Annotated in this window: 22 protein-coding genes; 9 read left to right on the forward strand and 13 right to left on the reverse strand. The window is 50.3% G+C overall.

All coding sequences use genetic code 11. The features are described 5' to 3' along the window. Positions 1-48: 48 nt before the first annotated feature. Together pntB and pntA are read right to left on the reverse strand one after the other, a co-directional pair. Positions 49-1,437, reverse strand: a complete 1,389-nt coding sequence (gene pntB, locus ACOTZB_RS02975) for a Re/Si-specific NAD(P)(+) transhydrogenase subunit beta (RefSeq protein WP_047652172.1) — start codon at positions 1,435-1,437, stop codon at positions 49-51. Positions 1,438-1,447: 10 nt separating this feature from the next. Further along, the gene (pntA, locus tag ACOTZB_RS02980) at positions 1,448-2,977 is read right to left on the reverse strand and encodes a Re/Si-specific NAD(P)(+) transhydrogenase subunit alpha (RefSeq protein WP_023311474.1); all 1,530 of its coding nucleotides are present in this window, start codon (positions 2,975-2,977) and stop codon (positions 1,448-1,450) included. A 535-nt stretch (positions 2,978-3,512) separates the two neighbouring features. On the opposite strand from pntA, the gene ydgH reads away from it, so the two are divergent. The 3 genes from ydgH to folM all read left to right on the forward strand — a co-directional run bounded on the left by ydgH (position 3,513) and on the right by folM (position 6,787). Then, positions 3,513-4,457, forward strand: a complete 945-nt coding sequence (gene ydgH / locus ACOTZB_RS02985; protein ID WP_033145347.1) for a DUF1471 family protein YdgH — start codon at positions 3,513-3,515, stop codon at positions 4,455-4,457. A 185-nt stretch (positions 4,458-4,642) separates the two neighbouring features. Further along, a complete protein-coding gene (locus tag ACOTZB_RS02990) occupies positions 4,643-6,025 on the forward strand; it encodes an amino acid permease (protein WP_029740292.1) in 1,383 nt (460 codons plus the stop codon). Between the two features lie 39 nt (positions 6,026-6,064). Beyond that, entirely contained in the window at positions 6,065-6,787 is a 723-nt protein-coding gene (gene folM / locus ACOTZB_RS02995; protein ID WP_421626475.1) for a dihydromonapterin reductase, read from the forward strand. Here folM and ACOTZB_RS03000 read toward each other — a convergent pair. Beyond that, positions 6,784-7,119 carry a GlpM family protein gene (locus ACOTZB_RS03000; RefSeq protein WP_047652167.1) on the reverse strand — a complete coding sequence of 112 codons (336 nt, stop codon included), beginning with the start codon at positions 7,117-7,119 and terminating at the stop codon, positions 6,784-6,786. The genes folM and ACOTZB_RS03000 overlap by 4 nt on opposite strands. Before the next feature lie 128 nt (positions 7,120-7,247). Here ACOTZB_RS03000 and rstA point away from each other — a divergent pair, with 128 nt between their 5' ends. From rstA to ACOTZB_RS03015, 3 genes are all read left to right on the forward strand, one after another. Continuing rightward, positions 7,248-7,964 carry a two-component system response regulator RstA gene (rstA, locus tag ACOTZB_RS03005; protein WP_047652195.1) on the forward strand — a complete coding sequence of 239 codons (717 nt, stop codon included), beginning with the start codon at positions 7,248-7,250 and terminating at the stop codon, positions 7,962-7,964. Between the two features lie 253 nt (positions 7,965-8,217). After that, positions 8,218-8,478, forward strand: a complete 261-nt coding sequence (locus tag ACOTZB_RS03010) for a hypothetical protein (RefSeq protein ID WP_047652166.1) — start codon at positions 8,218-8,220, stop codon at positions 8,476-8,478. A gap of 422 nt (positions 8,479-8,900) precedes the next feature. Further along, positions 8,901-9,575: an SOS response-associated peptidase gene (locus ACOTZB_RS03015; RefSeq protein WP_421626476.1), complete on the forward strand. Its 675-nt coding sequence runs from the start codon at positions 8,901-8,903 to the stop codon at positions 9,573-9,575. 51 nt (positions 9,576-9,626) lie between these two features. Here ACOTZB_RS03015 and cspF read toward each other — a convergent pair whose 3' ends face one another. Next, positions 9,627-9,839 carry a cold shock-like protein CspF gene (gene cspF, locus ACOTZB_RS03020; RefSeq protein ID WP_071884838.1) on the reverse strand — a complete coding sequence of 71 codons (213 nt, stop codon included), beginning with the start codon at positions 9,837-9,839 and terminating at the stop codon, positions 9,627-9,629. Between the two features lie 287 nt (positions 9,840-10,126). On the opposite strand from cspF, the gene ACOTZB_RS03025 reads away from it, so the two are divergent. Then, positions 10,127-10,345 carry a cold shock domain-containing protein gene (locus tag ACOTZB_RS03025; protein ID WP_039262730.1) on the forward strand — a complete coding sequence of 73 codons (219 nt, stop codon included), beginning with the start codon at positions 10,127-10,129 and terminating at the stop codon, positions 10,343-10,345. Between the two features lie 242 nt (positions 10,346-10,587). Here the strand turns inward: ACOTZB_RS03025 and ACOTZB_RS03030 are convergent, their stop codons facing one another. Next, positions 10,588-10,752 (reverse strand): YnfU family zinc-binding protein, encoded by a 165-nt coding sequence (locus ACOTZB_RS03030; RefSeq protein ID WP_213729873.1) that lies wholly within the window; start codon positions 10,750-10,752, stop codon positions 10,588-10,590. A 148-nt stretch (positions 10,753-10,900) separates the two neighbouring features. Between ACOTZB_RS03030 and ACOTZB_RS03035 the strand changes: the two genes are divergently transcribed. Both ACOTZB_RS03035 and ACOTZB_RS03040 read left to right on the forward strand, forming a co-directional pair. Beyond that, on the forward strand, positions 10,901-11,128 hold the full coding sequence (locus ACOTZB_RS03035) for a phage protein (RefSeq protein ID WP_039262731.1): 228 nt from the start codon (positions 10,901-10,903) through the stop codon (positions 11,126-11,128). Positions 11,129-11,300: 172 nt separating this feature from the next. Further along, positions 11,301-11,639 carry a hypothetical protein gene (locus ACOTZB_RS03040; protein ID WP_127353291.1) on the forward strand — a complete coding sequence of 113 codons (339 nt, stop codon included), beginning with the start codon at positions 11,301-11,303 and terminating at the stop codon, positions 11,637-11,639. 376 nt (positions 11,640-12,015) lie between these two features. Here ACOTZB_RS03040 and ACOTZB_RS03045 read toward each other — a convergent pair whose 3' ends face one another. The 8 genes from ACOTZB_RS03045 to ACOTZB_RS03080 form a co-directional block, all read right to left on the reverse strand. Beyond that, entirely contained in the window at positions 12,016-13,284 is a 1,269-nt protein-coding gene (locus tag ACOTZB_RS03045) for a Y-family DNA polymerase (RefSeq protein WP_039262732.1), read from the reverse strand. 2 nt (positions 13,285-13,286) lie between these two features. Next, the gene (locus tag ACOTZB_RS03050) at positions 13,287-13,706 is read right to left on the reverse strand and encodes a translesion error-prone DNA polymerase V autoproteolytic subunit (protein WP_039262733.1); all 420 of its coding nucleotides are present in this window, start codon (positions 13,704-13,706) and stop codon (positions 13,287-13,289) included. A 151-nt stretch (positions 13,707-13,857) separates the two neighbouring features. Beyond that, complete coding sequence (locus tag ACOTZB_RS03055) at positions 13,858-15,120, reverse strand: tail fiber domain-containing protein (protein WP_045143000.1); 1,263 nt, start codon at positions 15,118-15,120, stop codon at positions 13,858-13,860. A gap of 56 nt (positions 15,121-15,176) precedes the next feature. Next, positions 15,177-15,416 (reverse strand): phage exclusion lipoprotein Cor, encoded by a 240-nt coding sequence (cor, locus tag ACOTZB_RS03060; RefSeq protein WP_039262734.1) that lies wholly within the window; start codon positions 15,414-15,416, stop codon positions 15,177-15,179. Between the two features lie 103 nt (positions 15,417-15,519). Next, the gene (locus ACOTZB_RS03065; RefSeq protein WP_039262735.1) at positions 15,520-16,197 is read right to left on the reverse strand and encodes a hypothetical protein; all 678 of its coding nucleotides are present in this window, start codon (positions 16,195-16,197) and stop codon (positions 15,520-15,522) included. Beyond that, positions 16,197-16,499, reverse strand: a complete 303-nt coding sequence (locus ACOTZB_RS03070) for a hypothetical protein (protein WP_039262736.1) — start codon at positions 16,497-16,499, stop codon at positions 16,197-16,199. Before ACOTZB_RS03070 ends, ACOTZB_RS03065 begins: the two co-directional genes overlap by 1 nt. Then, positions 16,499-19,684: a host specificity protein J gene (locus ACOTZB_RS03075; protein WP_421626477.1), complete on the reverse strand. Its 3,186-nt coding sequence runs from the start codon at positions 19,682-19,684 to the stop codon at positions 16,499-16,501. The genes ACOTZB_RS03070 and ACOTZB_RS03075 overlap by 1 nt, the downstream gene beginning before the upstream one ends. Positions 19,685-19,737: 53 nt before the next feature. Beyond that, positions 19,738-20,472 carry a YnfC family lipoprotein gene (locus tag ACOTZB_RS03080; RefSeq protein ID WP_233465226.1) on the reverse strand — a complete coding sequence of 245 codons (735 nt, stop codon included), beginning with the start codon at positions 20,470-20,472 and terminating at the stop codon, positions 19,738-19,740. Between the last annotated feature and the right edge of the window lies 1 nt (position 20,473).

A 20,473-nucleotide genomic window follows, 5' to 3' on the forward strand; every position in this document is an offset into this window, starting at 1 on the left:
GTAATAAAAAAACCGCCGAATTCGGCGGTTTTTTCGTATCAACGCAACTTACAGCGCTTTCAGAATCGCATCCACGCTGGCTTTGGCGTCGCCAAACAGCATGTGGGTGTTTTCTTTGAAGAACAGCGGGTTCTGAACCCCGGCATAGCCGGTATTCATGGAGCGTTTGAAGACGATTACGTTCTGCGCCTTCCACACTTCCAGAACAGGCATACCGGCGATTGGGCTACCCGGATCGTCCTGTGCAGCAGGGTTAACGGTATCGTTAGCACCAATGACCAGCACGGTGTCGGTATCAGAGAAATCATCGTTGATCTCGTCCATCTCCAGCACGATGTCGTAAGGCACTTTCGCCTCCGCCAGCAGCACGTTCATGTGGCCAGGCAGACGCCCTGCCACCGGGTGAATACCAAAGCGAACCTTGATGCCCCGCGCGCGCAGTTTCTCGGTGATTTCAGCCACCGGATACTGCGCCTGTGCCACCGCCATGCCGTAGCCCGGAGTGATGATCACGGAATGCGAGTTTTTCAGCATGTCTGCGGTATCTTCCGCAGAAATTTCACGGTGCTCACCCACTTCTTCATCCGCACTGGAAGAAGAGCCATCGGTCCCGAAACCACCGGCGATAACGCTGATGAACGAGCGGTTCATCGCCTTACACATGATGTATGACAGGATCGCACCGGAAGAGCCCACCAGCGCACCGGTGACGATCAGCAGGTCGTTGCTCAGCATAAAGCCTGCCGCCGCCGCTGCCCAACCGGAGTAGGAGTTCAGCATCGAGACAACCACCGGCATATCCGCACCGCCGATGGACGCCACCAGGTGCCAGCCAAACGCCAGCGCGATGATGGTCATTACCAGCAACGCCAGCACCTGCAGACCGACGCTTTCGGTACGCACGAAGACCACCAGCAGTACAAACGACACCACCAGCGCCGCGAGGTTCAGCTTATGACGGTTTGGCAGCATCAGCGGTTTAGAGGAGATCTTCCCGCGCAGCTTGCCGAACGCGACAATTGAGCCGGTGAAGGTCACCGCACCGATGAAGATACCCAGGAACACTTCCGTCAGGTGGATGTTGACCAGAATCGGCTCCAGGCCCGGTTCGTGGTACAGGTAGCTATTGAAGCCCACCAGCACCGCCGCCAGACCCACGAAGCTGTGCAGAATAGCAACCAGCTCCGGCATCTCGGTCATTTCAACGCGTTTTGCCAGGCGAATACCAATCGCGCCGCCGATGATCATCGCCACCAGGATCCACGCCACGTTGCCGGTATCCGGCCCGAAGATGGTGGCAATCAGCGCAATCGCCATCCCGGCGATACCAAAGTTATTTCCCTGCTGAGACGTTTCGTGTTTGGAAAGCCCCGCCAGACTGAAAATAAACAGGATTGCAGCAACAATGTATGCGGCTGTCACTAATCCTCCAGACATATGCTACCCCTTAGCCTTTACGAAACATTTTCAGCATGCGCTGAGTCACGGTGAAACCACCGAAAATATTGATACTGGCGATCAGCACCGCGATAAAGCTCAGGAAGCTGATCCAGCCGCCGTGACCAATCTGCAGTAACGCCCCCACCACGATGATCCCGGAGATGGCGTTGGTTACCGACATCAGCGGCGTATGCAGCGCATGGGAGACGTTCCACACCACGTAGTAGCCCACGACGCAGGAGAGCGCGAAGACGGTAAAGTGGCCGAGGAACTCTTTTGGTGCGACGTCAGCCAGCCAGCCGAACAGAATAATCACCAGCGCCATGATCGCGTATTTGCGCCACGGAGAAGCCGGTTTGGCGGGTTCTTTTGGCTCAGGTGCCGCTTTCGTTGCCGCCTGAGGCTGAGCAGAAACCTGAATAGGCGGCGCAGGCCAGGTAATTTCACCTTCACGGACAACGGTGACGCCGCGCACCACCACATCGTCGAAATCAACGGTGACGTTGCCGTCTTTCTCTTTGCAGAGCAGCTTCAGCAGGTTGACGAGGTTGGTGCCGTAGAGCTGAGAAGACTGCGTTGGCAGGCGGCCCGGCAGATCGGTATAGCCGATCACCTTCACGCCGTTAGCGGTCGTGGTTACCTGATTTGGAACGGTATATTCACAGTTACCGCCGTTTTGGGCGGCCAGATCGACAATCACGCTGCCCGGCTTCATGGAGTCAACCATCTCACGGGTGATCAGCTTCGGCGCCGGCTTGCCTGGGATAAGCGCGGTGGTGACAATAATGTCGACATCTTTCGCCTGGGCGGCGAAGAGTTCCATTTCGGCTTTGATAAAGGCTTCGGACATCACCTTCGCGTAACCGTCGCCGCTGCCTGCTTCTTCCTTGAAATCCAGCTCAAGGAATTCGGCGCCCATACTCTGGACCTGTTCCTTTACTTCAGGACGGGTGTCAAAGGCGCGTACGATAGCGCCCAGGCTGTTTGCCGCACCGATTGCGGCAAGGCCCGCCACGCCTGCGCCAATCACCATCACTTTCGCCGGAGGGACTTTACCCGCGGCGGTGATTTGACCGGTAAAGAAGCGACCAAACTCGTGGGCCGCCTCAACAATAGCGCGGTAGCCGGCAATGTTTGCCATGGAGCTTAAGGCATCCAGCGACTGCGCGCGCGAAATGCGCGGCACGGAGTCCATCGCCATCACGGTCACGCCGCGGGCCGCCAGCTTCTCCATCAGCTCCGGGTTTTGCGCAGGCCAGATGAAGCTCACCAGGGTCGTTCCCGGATTGAGCAGCGCAATCTCACTCTCTTCCGGTGCGTTGACCTTCAGAATCACCGGCGACTGCCAGACGTCAGCACCGTCGACCACTTCCGCGCCGGCCTGGATAAAGGCCTCGTCATCGAAACTCGCCAGTTTGCCTGCGCCGCTTTCAACCGCGACCGTAAAACCCAGTTTAAGCAGTTGCTCCACCGTTTTCGGTGTTGCCGCTACGCGGGTTTCATTGGCTAACCGTTCTTTTGGTACCCCAATACGCATAGTTTTCCCTTCCATCGGTTTTTGATGATGGTTTATCGATAAATGCCCGCGGTTTGTATCAATTTTCGCCATCGCGCGAGCGACGAGAGATGATTAACCCCGGAAAATAAAACAGTAACAAACTGTCTATAACCTACTGAAAATAGCGCCCGTGATCTACCGGCAGAAAACACTATTTCTTACTTTATCTGTGAAAAATAAGCGATCGGCGTCACTGACAGTGATATTTACCTTAAATTCACTGCCAGAACCGATAAATCGCGCAAGCGAAGCGGTAAAAACATGATATAGCGCCATAAGAGAACAACTTGTTAACATTAAATTAACTTGTAAAAGTCATATGCTTTATCAGTTTTACTTGTCAAACGCGTGTTTTTTCAACATATCACTAAATGTTATCGAATAAGGTGATTCAGTAAGCACAGGCAGTGAAAAATGGCGCAGACAGCGACGGGTTTTAAATGCAATAATCGGGACCGTCTCAAATTAACAACAATACCAGTACATGGTTTGCGCAAGGCGAAGGATCATTTTTATGAAGCTTAAGAACACACTCCTGGCGTCCGCACTTCTTTCCGCGACCGCCCTGTCTGCGAATGCCGCAACAGAGTTAACGCCGGAGCAAGCGGCAGCGTTAAAACCTTTTGACCATACGGTCATTGTGGGTCGTTATAATTCTATTGGCGACGCCGTCGCCGCTGCATCAAAAGCCGCTGATAAAAACGGGGCGGCCTCGTTTTATGTCGTTGACCAGTCCGATTACGGCAACAGCGGTAACCTGCGCGTGACCATCGCGCTGTTCAAAGACAATGCGCCAAAAGCTGACGCACCGAAGAACCGCGTCATCAACGGTGTTGTTGAACTGCCGAAAGATCAGGCGATTGAGCTGGAACCTTACGACACCGTCACCGTACAGGGCTTCTATCGCAGCCAGCCTGAAGTGAACGATGCCATCACCAAAGCCGCGAAAGAGAAAGGGGCCTACTCCTTCTTCATCGTGCGTCAGGTCGATGCTAACCAGGGTGGCAACCAGCGTATTACCGCGTTCATCTATAAAAAAGATGCGAAAAAACGTGTTCTGCAGAGCCCGGATGCCATCCCGGCAAATTCAGAAGCAGGCCGTGCGGCAATCGCAAAAGGCGGCGAAGCAGCGAAGAAAGTTGAAATTCCTGGCGTAGCAACGACCGCTGCCCCAAGCGCTGAAGTGGGCCGTTTCTTCGAAACGCAGTCCACGAAGGGTGGCCGTTATTCCGTTACGCTTCCGGACGGTACCAAAATTGAAGAGCTGAACAACGCCACTGCAGCGCAGATGGTGCCGTTCGACAGCATCAAGTTTACCGGCAACTACGGCAACATGACGGAAGTCTCTTACCAGGTCGCGAAGCGTGCGGCGAAGAAAGGGGCGAAGTACTACCACATCACCCGCCAGTGGCAGGAACGTGGTAACAACGTGACCATCAGCGCCGATCTGTACAAGTAACAACATCGTTGACGAAAGGCGGCGCAATGCCGCCTTTTTTTGTTACTTTTTTTGAATTTCTGCCTCACGTCATTGCATGCATTCGTTACACTCCGTAAAATCCCGCGCCTTAATGTGATCCACCATTTTTATGCGCCTGAGCGAAATAATTATTCTGGATTTTGACCTTTCATAACAGGAAGCCAATGGAAAAGAAACTTGGCCTGAGTGCTCTGACTGCACTCGTTTTAAGCTCAATGCTGGGTGCGGGCGTATTCAGTTTGCCGCAAAATATGGCGGCCGTTGCCAGCCCTTCCGCGCTCATCATTGGCTGGGGCATTACGGGTGTCGGCATACTGCTGCTGGCCTTCGCCATGCTGCTGCTCACCCGCATTCGCCCGGATCTTGACGGCGGCATTTTCACCTATGCGCGTGAAGGTTTCGGCGAGCTGATTGGCTTCTGTTCCGCGTGGGGATACTGGCTGTGCGCCGTTATCGCCAACGTCTCTTACCTGGTGATCGTCTTCTCGGCGCTCAGTTTCTTTACCGATACGCCTGAGCTGCGCCTCTTTGGCGACGGAAATACCTGGCAGTCTATTGTGGGCGCCTCGGTGTTACTCTGGTTCGTCCACTGGCTGGTGTTACGTGGCGTACAAACGGCCGCCAGCATCAACCTGGTGGCGACGCTGGCGAAACTGGTTCCGCTCGGCCTGTTTATCGTTCTGGCCTTTATTGCGTTCCGTATGGACGTTTTCAAGCTTGATTTTAGCGGCGTTGCGCTGGGCGTTCCCGTCTGGGAGCAGGTGAAAAACACGATGCTGATTACCCTGTGGGTATTCATCGGCGTCGAAGGCGCGGTCGTGGTTTCTGCCAGGGCCAGGAATAAACGCGATGTGGGCCGCGCCACGCTGCTGGCCGTACTGGCCGCGCTCGGGGTCTATCTGCTGGTGACGTTGCTGTCGCTGGGCGTGGTGGCGCGGCCTGAGCTGGCTGAAATGCGTAACCCGTCAATGGCAGGCCTGATGGTGAAAATGCTCGGTCCCTGGGGCGACGTGGTGATTGCCGCAGGGCTGATCGTCTCCGTCTGCGGCGCTTACCTGAGCTGGACCATCATGGCGGCTGAAGTGCCGTTCCTGGCCGCGACGCACAAGGCGTTTCCACGCCTGTTCGCCCGTCAAAACCAAAACAGCGCGCCGTCGGCATCGCTCTGGCTGACCAACATCAGCGTTCAGGTTTGTCTGGTGCTGATCTGGCTCACAGGTTCAGACTATAACACCCTGCTGACCATCGCCTCGGAGATGATTCTGGTACCCTATTTCTTAGTGGGTGCGTATCTGTTAAAAATTGCCACACGCCCGGCGCATTATGTCGTGGGTGTCGGAGCCTGTATTTACGGCCTGTGGTTGTTGTATGCTTCCGGGCCTATGCATCTGCTGCTGTCGGTGGTGCTGTACGCGCCGGGTCTGCTGGTGTTTATCTATGCCCGCCGCACGCATCAGCTGGAGAACGCGCTGAAACGTCGTGAAATGGCATTAATTGGACTGTTACTGGTTGCTGCCCTGCCGGCAACCTGGATGTTAATGGGATAGCATCGCCTTTCCCATTGTTGAACTGTAAAGGAGAATACGATGGGAAATGCACCGCTTCGCCCAATACTGATTACCGGTGGAGGCCGCCGTATCGGCCTCGCCCTCGCCCATCACTTTCTCAACCTTCGCCATCCGGTCATTGTCAGCTACCGTACGGAATACCCGTCGATTGAAGGGTTACGCAAAGCCGGGGCAGTCTGCATTCAGGCTGATTTTTCGACCGATGAAGGCATTCTGGCTTTCGCGGAAAAGGTAAAATCCACCACGACGGGGCTACGCGCGGTGATCCATAACGCCAGCGCATGGCGTGCCGAAAAACCCGGTACGTCACTCAGCGAAACGCTCTCCGCCATGCTGCAGATCCACGTCAATGCCCCTTACCTGCTTAACCACGCGCTGCAGGATCTGCTGCGCGGCCATGGGCACGCGGCGGGTGATATTATTCACTTCACCGATTATGTGGTGGAGCGCGGCAGCGACAAGCACATCGCCTACGCGGCCAGTAAAGCCGCTCTGGATAATATGACGCGCTCGTTTGCCCGCAAGCTAGCGCCCGAGGTGAAGGTGAACGCCATCGCCCCGGCGATGATTTTGTTTAACGAAAACGATGATGCGGAGTATCGCCAGCAGGCCCTGAATAAGTCGCTCATGAAAATTGCCCCAGGCGAAAAAGAGGTGATTGACCTTGTGGATTACCTGCTCACGAGCTGCTATGTCACCGGCAGGACCTTTGCCGTGGACGGCGGCCGCCCGCTGCGCTAGTGAAAGCGGCTCCAGAAGAAAATTAACACCCAGGCGCTGAGTGCCCAGCAGACCACCGCCCCGCTCAGCGCCAGGGGAAGACGCAGAAAACCGGTGAAATACCACAGCGAAAGCAGGTAGAGAAAATACGGAATGATAGACCACATGCCAAACACGATGGTCGTGCGTAACGCTTCCGTGCCCCGCTCAGAAGCCACGATATAGTGAGCAATCAGCGCAAAGGTCGGAAACAGCGGGATTAGCCCGGCAATGTAGTAGTTTTTCGTTTTTGCCAGAATGCCAATCAGTAACACCACCAGCGCGCCCAGTGCGGCTTTGATCACCAGCCCCATACTTTTCCCTATAACAATCAAGTAACAATATGAGCCAGAATAACGGAACCGGCGTTAATTTTGAAAGATTAATGGAAGGTTAAGGTTCCGCGGTGTATGTTGGCTTTTTTCACGAAAACAGACGCTGTATGAATAAGATTGTTTATGTTGAAGACGAACCCGAAGTCGGACAACTGATCGCCGCCTATCTGGGTAAACATGATATGGACGTCATTGTTGAGCCTCGCGGCGATCGCGCCGAAGAGGTGGTCGTCCGTGAAAACCCGGATCTGGTGCTGCTGGATATTATGTTGCCAGGAAAAGACGGCATGACGCTCTGCCGCGACCTGCGCGCCCGGTGGGAAGGCCCTATCGTCCTGCTCACCTCACTGGACAGCGATATGAACCACATTTTGTCGCTGGAGATGGGTGCCAATGACTACATTCTGAAAACCACACCGCCTGCCGTCCTGCTTGCCCGCCTGCGCCTGCATTTGCGCCAGCACGCCAGCGTCGAACGCGAAGCGCCCGCGCCGTCACTGACGCCGCACAAAGCGATGCGCTTCGGTACGCTGTCTATTGACCCCATTAACCGCCAGGTGCTGCTCTCCGGCGAGCTTATCGCCCTCTCCACCGCAGACTTTGACCTGCTGTGGGAGCTGGCAACGCACGCCGGGCAAATCATGGACCGCGACGCGCTGCTGAAAAACCTGCGTGGCGTGAGCTATGACGGAATGGACCGCAGCGTTGACGTAGCGATTTCGCGTCTGCGCAAAAAGCTGCAGGATAACGCTACCGAGCCCTACCGCATTAAAACCGTGCGTAACAAGGGTTATCTGTTTGCCCCGCACGCCTGGGAAACCTGATTCCGTTATCTGGCTAGCATAACGTGCGCGAAATGAAGGTATTACACAGCAATGCCCTCTCTTTCGCGCATTTATTTTTACGTTTGCGCAACAATTAACTTGCTAAGCATGCGAACTATCCCATAATTAAATCTTCATCCATCCTTTCTACAGCCAGCACTGCCCCGGCAACATACAGACTCTTTTTTCACCGTGAAGCTCTTACGATACCTCTCCCATAAAATCTTGAAATGAGGATTTAAGCCCATGAAATATGTATAGCTACAGTCAGGTAGAAGCCATCAAAACCAATCTGGAATGGATTGTTAATCAGGCTGCGCTTAGCCATTCCTCCCCCTCACGCGCCGATCAAAAAGCGCTCTTTGATCTCCTTGAGCTCATCCAGACTTACGAAATACTTCTGGATTTGATTAACGAATTCGGTACCGATGTGATTGATATGCACATTGCGGAAGGACTGGCCATAACGGAAACACTCATCGCCAAGGTAAAAAACAGCGCAATTGCCATGTAACGCGCTCCTCAGACATGAAAATATCGACGGGTTTTCACGTATATTCTGCACAAAGCGTTTTTTCGGTGAGACCCATTGAAAAAGCTGTTTGTGCAGTTTTAGTGTGCAGAAAATTCGCAACTCATTGAAATGGCTTTATTTGTCATGGTATCAGTGAGTTAGCCAGAAACGTTTAACGGACATATACGGACATGCACGGTCTTTTTGATGCCCCTATCGGTGTCCCTTCTTTCAAAATGCCCCCAAATTTGCCCCCAATATTCCCCTGTTTTGCGAAGCTCCTTCCGGGTTCGCAACACTCTGCTTTACGTCTCTCTATCTGATCAGCATGGTCGCCACGAATTCGTTTGTAAGACTTAACCAGCGCATCTCTTTTTCTCCCTGCCCTATACTTTCAGTCTGATATCTGGCTGGAGGTTTCTATGTGTGGACGCTTTGCACAAGCCCAAACCCGTGAAGAATATCTGGCATACCTCGCAGATGAAGCCGATCGAGACATCGCATTCGACCCTGAGCCGATTGGACGTTACAACGTGGCTCCAGGCACGAAGGTCCTGTTGCTAAGCGAACGAAACGAGCAGTTACATCTTGATCCTGTATTATGGGGTTATGCCCCGGGATGGCGGGATAAAGCACCCCTGATTAATGCGCGCGTCGAAACGGCGGCCACCAGCAGAATGTTTAAACCTCTATGGCAACATGGCCGCGCGATCTGCTTCGCCGATGGATGGTTCGAGTGGAAAAAAGAAGGTGACAAAAAACAGCCCTACTTCATTCACCGTGCCAATGGCCAACCAATATTTATGGCAGCGATCGGCAGCACACCATTTGAGCGTGGTGATGAAGCTGAGGGTTTTCTTATAGTGACATCGGCAGCGGATAAAGGTCTGGTCGACATTCACGACCGCCGGCCACTTGTTTTGTCACCAGAAGCGGCACGTGAGTGGATGCGGCAGGATATTGGTGGGAAAGAAGCTGAAGAGATCGCAGCCGACGGCACTGTGCCAGCTGAGATGTTTATCTGGCATGCAGTGGCCCGTGATGTTGGAAATGTAAAAAATCAGGGGAGAAAATTGATAGAACAAACAAATATATAATCTGCCGTACTTTTGATGCGCACTTTATATTTGGTTAAATATTATCTTATCTTAAGAAAGGAATATATTTGCAGCCATCGGACCACTAAGTCCATTTATACGATAAAATTCAACACGAACACCTGGCTTTAACGTTTGGATTTCACTATTACTTAACGCAGAAACATGCAAAAAAACATCTTTTCTGCCATCTGATGGGATAATCAATCCCTTTCCGCTCTTGAAGTCAAAACTTTTGACAACTCCTGTCATTTTACGAGACAAATATTTTCCTAATGGTAATCCAGATTTCACTATACAGGATCAGTTAATAATAGCTAACACTATTTTAACGGCCTTCTAGAAGGCTAAGATAAAATTTGCTTAATCATTCAACACGTGCCTTAATGGTTTGGCTGATTCGGTGCGATGATGAATCTAACTTTTCCAAAAGCCGTTCTCATAACTAGGTGTTATCTCTGATATCCCTCCTCTTGAGTCCATACATATACCAGCATACGTTTCTTATCATGAGCTTGCTTGTCAGTTTGAAATGTTCAAACGGAGTTTGTATGTCATCTAAAATCATAGGTCTTGTTAAGTGGTTTAACGAAGATAAGGGGTTTGGCTTTATCTCCCCACTCGATGGAAGTAAAGATGTTCTTGTTCACACTTCTTCCCTGCTGGGAGAAACATTTAATACTCTTTTTGAAGGACAAAAAGTCAAATTCGCTATCATAGCTGGAACTAAAGGTCCAGTCGCTGCCAATGTAACACTTTGCGATAGATAATTTTTAGATGGTTTGCTTAAGCCAGCATGACTTTATTAGTGAAAGGTGATGTTCGGTTACTCACATCATTACAACAGGCCAGCATATTTACTTACCATCAAGTTTGCTGACCGATGTGATGAAATGCAGGACTGCTGCATGAACAGTCTCAAAGCAGAAGCTAACTGCTTATAAAATACTAAAGTGCGTAAGAGGTTAGGCAGCCTCCAAAAGCATCACTTCTTATTTTTTTAATAATTTTTTTAGAAGCGCTGGGAAGATTTGAACAAAGCACAGCAGTATGGGCACACCAACTGAGCCCCCTTTTGTACACGATTGTAACTATGTTCGGAATCTTTTGAGCAGTTTGGACAAGGACATTTTACTAAATAATTTCGGCGGAATTGAGTGTTTTTACGTGCAGACATAGACTTCTCCAGTTCAAATGGACCGTTACAGTACACGTTAAGAAAGTATAATGCTTGTTTTAATTTCGAAAGAGGCAAAAAAAATGAACAAACAGAACCCTTTCGACCACCTGCAGGGGCTAGAAACCCTCAAAATACATGGTGATATATGAAAAAAGTAATCGTTTTTTTTAATGGTAAGCCAAGTAAAGTTATCACTGTGCTTAAAGGTGTGACATCAATACGCGAAGAATATCCTAATGGAGAAGTGATAAACCTTCAGATAATGTCAGCAGGTTTTCCCTCTTTAACAGGTGACCATGAAGTGGTCCATGTGGCATCAGATCGAGAGCTTACCTCTCAGGAAATATTAGATGCGGCGCAGAAGTATCTTTGACGCCAGGGATTCAACACAGACATTCATGAAATCATTATTATAACTACGTTTAATTATTATAGCCTGCTTAACGCAGGCTTTTTTTACCCCCACACAAACATTTATAATTAAGACATGTACATCCAACACCATGGCAATATGACTTTATTGCTGAGGCAACCATAAGGCTTCCATGAAAATCCTGCATTACACAGTATTAATAGTTCTTGAGGCCCCATTCTTAGATAATAATATCAACCCTCTTATCTTGGGTCTCTTGCATGACCGAAACTATTCAAGTAAGTCAAACCGAGGTGTCAAACTTCCATCCCATGCATTCATTGGTTCAGAGGGTCAGGCAGTTTTAGAGTGGGAGTCTGAAAAAGATGGAGCAGAAAAACTAAAAAAAAGACTCTACCAGATGCTGCATGGAATTACACGTTTAGAAAAATCTCCCACAGCAATTTTTCTAATGATTTGCCCAGAAGATAAAACCTTAACCTTTGTCTCAAGACTTAAAGTAAAAAAATGAACATCGATATTTTAACCTTCACCATCTGAAAATTCCGTGACCGTGAAAACTGCGAAAGAAAATCATGAGGCACATCAGTAAATATTGTATCATTTGCTAAGCATTGCTGTTACATTCGGTTTAATGATGAATCCTCCTAAGCGGCAGGGCTAATTAACCTGATGATTTGTATATCCAGCGGCTCATCCTGAATTTCTGAAGCAGCGAGTCACGAGTGGTTAGTTCAATGACTCACCGGGAGGCACCCGGCATCATACCCATAAGCCCCTGTATAATTGCAGGGGCTTATTTACATTACAAAAGCATAGTAGTAGACATATTAATCTTAATACTCATAGCCGATAATTAGGTTCGAATGAATATACCGTTTAAAGGATCATCTAACTTTTATTAGGTCTGAATACCTCGTAGTATACCGTGGAGATAACATATCCCGTTTCATCTGCCACTGCTGCTGTATGCCCTGCCCGGCAAAATAAAGCGTTCCCTTTCCATCTTTCCCGTTCAGATAATCCAGAACTTCCATCAACCTCTCGCTACCAGCACGCGGCGCGTTCTCATCGAACAGGTTGAGCTGGGCCACGCCTTGGCTGAAAAAATCCCCAAGCATGATCCCTGCCTTCTGGTACCGGTGGCCATCCTTCCAAATTTTGTCCAGACACTTTACAGCGGTGTTGATGATGTCGCGAGAATCCTGAGTGGGGGTGAGAAGCTTCATGGACGCACTGTTACCGTAATACGGCTCGTTAAGCGCAAAGGGAGAGGTTTTCACGAACGTAGAGATAAAGCGGCAGTACTGATGTTCACCCCGCAGTTTTTCAGCACCACGGGCGGCATAGCTGCAAATAGCCTGGCGCATCTGTTCATACTCAGTAACGCGTTCGCCGAATGACCGGCTGCAGACGATTTCCTGCTTAGCTGGTGCAAACTCCTCCAGATCCAGACATGGTTCGCCGCGTAGTTCCCGGACAGTTCGCTCCAGGACGACATTGAAGTGCTTTCGAATAATCCACGTACTCTGCTCTGAGAGGTCGAGAGCCGTTTTGATGCCCATGGCGTTCAGCTTCTTACTGATGCGCCTGCCGACGCCCCAGACGTCCCCCACCGGAACCAGAGCAAGCAGTCGGCGCTGGCGATCAAGATTGGATAGGTCCACTACCCCGCCCGTTTGCCGCTGCCATTTTTTGGCGGCATGGTTTGCGAGCTTAGCGAGGGTTTTGGTCTGCGCGATGCCAACCCCAACTGTCAGGTGCGTACGCTTTAGAACTGTAGCGCGGATCTCTTTCCCGAAGTCAGTCAGGTCCCGGCAGTTGCGAACGCCAGTCAGGTCGCAAAAAGCTTCATCGATACTGTAAATTTCGACGCGGGGGCTCATTTCCTCAAGCGTCGTCATTACCCGGTTCGACATGTCTGCGTACAGCTCGTAGTTGCTGCTGAAGCAAACAACCCCAGCGCGCCGAAATAAGTCCTTTTGCTTGAAGAAAGGCTCTCCCATTGTAATTCCAGCGGCCTTGGCCTCGGCGCTGCGTGCGATTACACAGCCATCGTTATTCGAGAGAACGACAACCGGTCGCCCTTTCAAATCGGGCCGAAACACCGTCTCGCATGATGCGTAGAACGAATTCACATCACAGAGCGCAAACATACTCAGCTCGCCGATTTGACTATGAAAGTAACAACGCCGAAAACGTCGAGCGTATCTTCGCTGCCTACAACAATCGGGCTATAGGCGCTATTCATTGGGATGAGTTGGACAGTTGGACGTAGCTGCAGGCGTTTAACAGTAAATTCCCCTTCCACCGCGGCGATGACAATGTCACCGTGCTCAGCTGTGCGCGAACTGTCCACCACAAGCAGATCACCATCGCTGATCCCGGCTTCGATCATTGAATCACCTGCGGCTTTGACGAAGTATGTTGAGCTCGGGTGAGCGACAAGTAACTCATTGAGATCGATGCGCTGTTCAACGTAATCAGCCGCAGGGCTTGGGAAACCACACTGTACTAAGTCACTGAAAAGCGGGAGAGCGATAATTTCTCGCAGTTCTGTTGGCCTAATGAAGTCCATTGCGCACACCTCTAGCACTGCTTTTATATACAGTAGTTGTGTTTGTATGTGTCCGCAAGATACAGGCCCTACCATTACTGCTTAAAGCTTCGCCGTTTCGCTTGTAAGTTTCTCTCTCGTTTCGAATTATGACTTTTGTAAATTATTCGCTTCAAACTCCATTTGAGTAGTTGTAATCCAAAGCCCCTACATCCAGTTCTTTGATTAGCCTTTTGATGCAACTAACTTCATCCATTAGCGCAAGGATGGCTTCATGGTGAAGGGCGGCGGCCACACCGAAGGTATCGACTGATTTTACATCCTCTATTTCTGAGCCATCTCGTAACGTTGTTTTTCCATATGATTTAACTGCTTCAGGAAAAACCTTCTCAACTTCCTGAGCAATGAAGCCATACCCATGCGCAGGAGTGTCGAGGCGATCCCATTCAACGCCTCGAAGCTGCTGCATTTTCATAAGTGGATCAGCGATTACCGTTACATTCTCTTTGATACGCTCATCAGATGCCGTTACCCAATTGCCTGTGGCAGCGCCATTGGAATGGAAAACCCAGGTGACCATCCCTTCCTGATTAGACCCTTTCAGGTTTAGTGTGACATTATCAAAATTAGCCCCGCCACCACGGGCTCCCCCGAAAGACCATTCTCCTGTATACCAGGTGCCTTTGATGAGGTTGACGTAATTACCTGTATTTGGGTTATAGCCACTGGCCACGACCAGGCTGATGCCGTTATTCATCAATCCACCGCCACCATTATCCCCTGAATTGATGGCAAATCCGGGGTTACCGTTAATCCCTGGCTGGACTGTAATTGGGCTCGTAATTTTCCCACCCGCTTTCTGATCGACAGTATTTAAGCGCGAATCATCGCCTGCGGCTACCGTTCCAGCCGCAGTTCCGACGTCCATGGTGGCGCTGTCTCCCAAACCGAGGTTTGTGCGAGCGCCTGATTCGGTTGTCGATCCGGTACCGCCTTGGTTAACAGGCACTGCCCCGCCGCTCTTCGTTGCCATATTGTCAGACAGATATTTCCATGAAGGGCCGTTGAAGGTAGTGCCGTCTGGCAGCTTCACTGTGATGTTTCCAGCGGCGGTGTAAACCTGCTGCCAGTTCTGTTTGTCGTAATTCAGTCCACGCAGTGCTTCAGCACTTTGCGCCACCAGCGCGGCAGTTACCATGTTCAGCGCCACGCGGGGAACTGCTGACCAGGCCGCACCGGATTGCGTTGGCCCGGTAAAGTTGCTGACCAGCGTCAACTGGGTATTGCTCTCGACTGATTTGACTGGCAGCGTATACGGAACGCCGCCCACAGTAGAGACAATGAAGTCACCTGCAGCGATTTCAGTTGCAAATGCCGTTCCGCTACCACCAACAATAGCGGACCCGTTTGTGAGGGTAATTGTACCTGCCGACATAAAAAACTCCTGAGCTCAGATAATAAAAAACCCGCCGAAGCGGGTTCTTGTTTTGTTCATTTTGAACAGGTCGACCTGGTGAAGTTATTTTTGCTCACCCATCGCCAGTTGAAGGGGTAGCCTGCTCTATATTCTGTCTGACTGGCTACTTTACGCACACCATAAATCTGTACCGACTGAACCTGGCCACCAATAAGCGCTTCTGCCTCGCATAATGGTTCCTGCTTTTGCAGAACTGAACCGGAGCAAGCAGAAAGAAACAGGCAGAATACCATCGCGAATATTATTTTTGTCATTTCACACCTTGGCTAGTTTTTAATAAGTAAAACTAACGCAGCGGTATTAAAATATAAAATAGATATAACAGATCAATTATGTGGATTTGATCGCTTAAAACGATCAATCATAGGCGGCAGTGTTGATAGCCGTCAAAGCTATCCCAGTCGTTGTCCCACCAGCAGCAGAACCGGTAGCCGTGGTCGAAGGCGCGGCATTAATTCTGGTTGATGAACCATTAAACCGACATCCTGAGTAAGCGGTGATATTCACAATGGTGGGTGGTTTAGTGTTATTGTTCTGGATTATCTGGGAGCCAAGAATAGCGGGTGCCACCGCATAACTACCAGGCAGAGTGACGTCAATATTAATTCCACCTGTCGTAGCTCCAGGCGACCCAACAGTCACAAGGTCACTCAGTATCCGACTTTCGTTTGTCAGAACCAACTTCCCAGTGGCATCCCAGATAGCAAATCCCCATTTTGGCAATGTCTGAGGATAAATAGCAAAGATGTAAGCCGTTAATGTATGTGCCTGTCCATAAGGATTGCTCGATCCAACAAGAATATTTCCTCCTGATCTGGCCGCAGTGACTATTGTAGGCTGAACTGTATCACTCGTTTTGCAAAAAACCATTGCTGGATAAGACACGTCCAGAGCTACTTCTGCAGATGCACCGTGATATGCCCCGCTTGCTACTGAATTAACCACTACCTTCCTGTAGAGACAAAATGGTGTGGACTGTGGCGTGATAAAGGGATTCCCATTATCCAGAGCTATCAGTGCGCCATAATCTGCCATTACGCCTTCTCCACAAAAACTACGAGCTCACATTCAGAGGCTGGATAGTTTCCAATCCCTACGCTGCTTGCAGCGCCGAGAGTTATCGTATTTCCGCTTGCGACGATACGGCGCCCCACCGATATCGCCCCCTTATCCAGAGAAACGACAAACCCGACCTTCATTCCTGCCGGAATGGTAAACGACCAGCTTCCGGAGTTCTGCCCTTCAGAAAGTTGAATACGGCCGACCACTGAAACTGGCTTAATACCATAATTGTTCGGATTGCCATTGGCATCCCATGTCTGAATGCCCCACGTCATTAAAATACCCCTGTAAGTTTGCCAATCTGTACGCGGAGGACGCCGTTCGCATCCCTGATGCTGTCAGTAACGTTCGTAGTCTTTCTTGCGCCCTGCCCGTCACTGCCGTAGTTTTCCCAGGTCCCCCCTTTATCCAGTTTCCACCCGGACTGCCCTGGGACGTAATTGTTGGACTGGATGAAGTTGCCGATTTTGGCATTGGTGATGGTGCCATCCTGAATAAACGCTGAGCTCATAAATACCTGACCATTAACAACCGCGAACGGTGAATACTGGGTATCATCGCTGCCACTCACCAGCACGAACTGATTAGCGTTAAAACCAACACGTGTAACTACTGGCTTCCCGGCCTCAGCAAGCACGGCAATCGACATCCCGGCGTTGTACATCACACCGTTTATCCTCACGCCTGTTTTGAGGGTGTAGATTGCCGAAGCGCCGGAGGCATCAACAACGGCTGTAAGCTTGTCTTCCAGGGAGGCGGTGACGTTGTTGATCTGCGCCTGCACCTGTGTCGACATTTCGGCCATTGCCCTGTCCACCTCAGCAATAGTCGTTTTCACAACCAGAATATCGGCGCGAACCTCTCCGTATTGCGCCCATTGATGTTCAACTGTTCCGTGGTTGGCCAGCGCGTTCTGCATTGTGGCTTCAAGATTGGTATCAATATCGCTGGTCAAGCGGTCGCCGTCGGCCGAGGTAAGGAAATCGTCTGCGATTTCACCCAGATAATCATCGGCGTTATCGTTAGACATCCCCCTGATCCAGTCGGTATAACCGGACTCGTTACCCGTTTTGTCTACCAGTTGCGCGCGGTACCAGAATTCCTGCCCTGCTTTAAGGCCGAGCTGGGTGTATTCCGCAGATGGATAAGGCACATCTGAGAGCAGGAGTGGATCTGAAAAGTCACTGTTGGCAGTGTACTGAATTTCCGTTTTTAGCGTATCGCCGGTGTTTGCCGGAAAACCCCAGTTCAGACGGATCCCCCAGTTAATGCCCGTGGCCGTGAATCCTAATGGCTTAGGCGGATTACCTACTTTGCCGGTCAGGATCTTCTCTTCTGAATATCCCCATCCTGAGGAAATTTCAGCGGCATTAATTGCGCGCAAGCGCACCAGGTAGCGCCCGGAATAAATCCCCGGGACGTCGAATGACGTGGTGGAGCTGCGCGGCACGTTAACCCAGTTCCCGTCATTGCGGCGCCACTGCGCCTCATAAGCGATGGCATTTTGTGCCTGGTCCCAGCTCACTCTCATGGTTTCGACGCTGATATTCTGCTGAACCACCGAAAACGAGCTGATCGCGATGTTGGCTGGCGGCGACTGATTGCCTGGAGGGATGACACTTACCGGCCGCTGATCAATGATGGCACCCGTATCGATTCGGGCATATTTATCCGGATCGTGATTTGCCCCCGTGATGGTATATGTCCCGTCATTGTTATCGGTGACACTAATTACCCTGTACTGCTGCGCATAGAGTTCATCAGATTCAATTACCCATCCAGCCTCAGCCTGCGGAAGTTCACTAAAGGAAGTTGTTACGGTGACCATTTCACCGGACAGGGACTGAATCGTCCGGGATTGGGTAATGCCCGACGGCAGGTTTACCATTATCCTGTCACCGGCCTTAGCACTTGGCACCCGGTCAAGTTTGAGTACACGACCATTAACCGCGGATAATCGACCACCTAAATCTCTCCCTGAAAGATTTCGGTCAGAAACAGCAATTATGTAGCCCGGCTGAGGAATATTGCCGTCCAGACCAACGTCAAACGTTACAACCCTGTCTTTATTGTTGGTCAGGATCCCCCAGCGCCCTTTCCTGTTTGCCTCAGACTGTCGGGTGCACCCGATGGCGGTGATCTCAAGCTGGTTGAAACCATAGCGCGCCACCAGCGCTTGCTCGAAGACGGGCTCCATTGCATCAGCATAGCCATTTGCCGGATCAGACCAGGATACAAGAGCGTTTGTATAGCGACTTTTGGTTGTGCTGCTGGCATACACAAATTTGCCGTCGACGACGTTAGCGTGCGTGTAGGTAAAATCGACATCTCTGGGCATGTCTGCAAGGGCAACAATCTGGTCGTCTCCCCAGTAGGTCATACCTCGAAAAATGGCAGCGAAGTCTCGCAGGACAATGTAAGCGTCATTTCGATCCTGAATGTATACGTTGCAGGTGTAACGAGGTTCAGTTCCGCTGCCGCCCTTACCATCCGGTACTTGTTGATCACAATATTGAGAGACCTGATAAAGCGTCCATTTGTCGATATTGGCTGCCGTTAGCCGATTACCAAGGCCGAAGCGGTCAGTGACCACCAGATCGTAAAATATCCACGCAGGGTTATCCGTCCATGCCCACTTAAATGCGCCCGTCCAGGTGCCGCTGTATGTTTGTGTTTCAGGGTCATAGTTATCGGGCACACGAATAACACGCCCGCGGGGCTCGCAGGAAATTTGCGGAATTGAACCATTGAACTGGCTCGAGTCAAATTCAATGTACAGAAGCGCGGTATTCGGATAACGCAGTTTCGCGTCGATTACTTCTGTGAAGCTTTGCAGCGTCATCGTGTCGCCAATCTTCGCGCTATTGGCATCGGCTGTAATCTTGCGCAGCCTGATGGTCCATGTGCTGCCCGCCTGAGGTAAATCAATACGGTGGCTGCGTTCATAACCGGAGGTGGTTTTCCCGGTCACGCTGGTATTTAGCACCGTCTGCCAGGTACCGCCATCTGTCTGAAGGTCAATTGCGTAGTTGACCGAATAGCCAACCAGATCGCCATCGTCCTCCTGTTTGAAGAGAGAAGGCCATTTTAGACGCAGGCGAACAGCTGAAAGCTGCGTATTGGTGACCGTGCGCGTCCATGCAGTGGTGCTGGAAACTTCGGAACCTACATTGATTTCATTTTCGGTACCCGGGATCCCTTGAATGTATTTTTGCGCCTGAGTTCCAGAACGAAACTCCCACGCCACACCGCTGAAGTTCTGCGAACCATCTGCGTTCTCAAGTGCAGTGCCATCGAGATAAATATCGCGCGCAGTCAGGCCACCAGCAAACTCCCCCTCTCCCAGCGCGAGAAGGATTTTTGCCTTGGCTACTGACTGCAGATCGTCTGGCTGTTCCGTAGGAGTTCTTGAGCTTGAACTGCCGCCCTTGCGGCCTTTAATAGCGGTTGCTATAGCCATATTGCGCCCATAAAAAAAGCCACCCGGAGGTGGCTTATTGAAATGTATTTAATCTAGTAGAATTCAACTTTCGTATTCGCTGTCATTAATACTGGCTTCGGCACAGGATTCCCTGCGCTCTGCATTGTTAATTTACATATTTCAGGGACAAGCTTTTCGGTATAATGACAAGTATTCGTTGCTGTATAACCTTCCGAGTAAACTGATGTGTTTATAATTTTATAATCAAGAGGCTTCCTGTCTTTGTCAACATAAGATATTTCGTTTTTAGAGAGGACCTTACCAGAACCATAAAACTCAGAACGTATCAAATTAGAATTATCATCATAAAAATGCTCAGATATTTTCTTACCCAAATAATAGGTGTCTTTAATTAAGCCATTCGAGTAAAGACTATATCGCAACTCGTCACCATTTTCATTTTTAGTCAAAATATTACATTTTTCATCGAGCTGTATAGAGAAAGGCTTACCATCTCTTTGGCCAACAAGACTACCATTGCTATTTTTTAGATTTGTTTCATGACCAGACGAAACGTTATCAAGATCTAAGCTTTCGACACAACCATTCTTAGCTAGTCTGATGGCTATTTTATAAGTGACCTTACCATTTTCTTCAACATCAGTATCTAATGATTTGATAGCTCCTTTAACTGGATTGAAATCAAACATAGTAGATAAATTATAGAGGAGAGGTATGTAATTGTTATCAGCTAAAGCCATGCCTGAAAATAAGGAAGTACAAAGGAAAAGAGTAGATATTTTTTTCATTTTTGAATCTAAGCTCAAG

It is taken from the genome of Enterobacter cloacae complex sp. SHL020 (genome assembly GCF_049236945.1).
In the GTDB taxonomy this organism is placed as follows: Bacteria; Pseudomonadota; Gammaproteobacteria; order Enterobacterales; family Enterobacteriaceae; genus Enterobacter; species Enterobacter dykesii.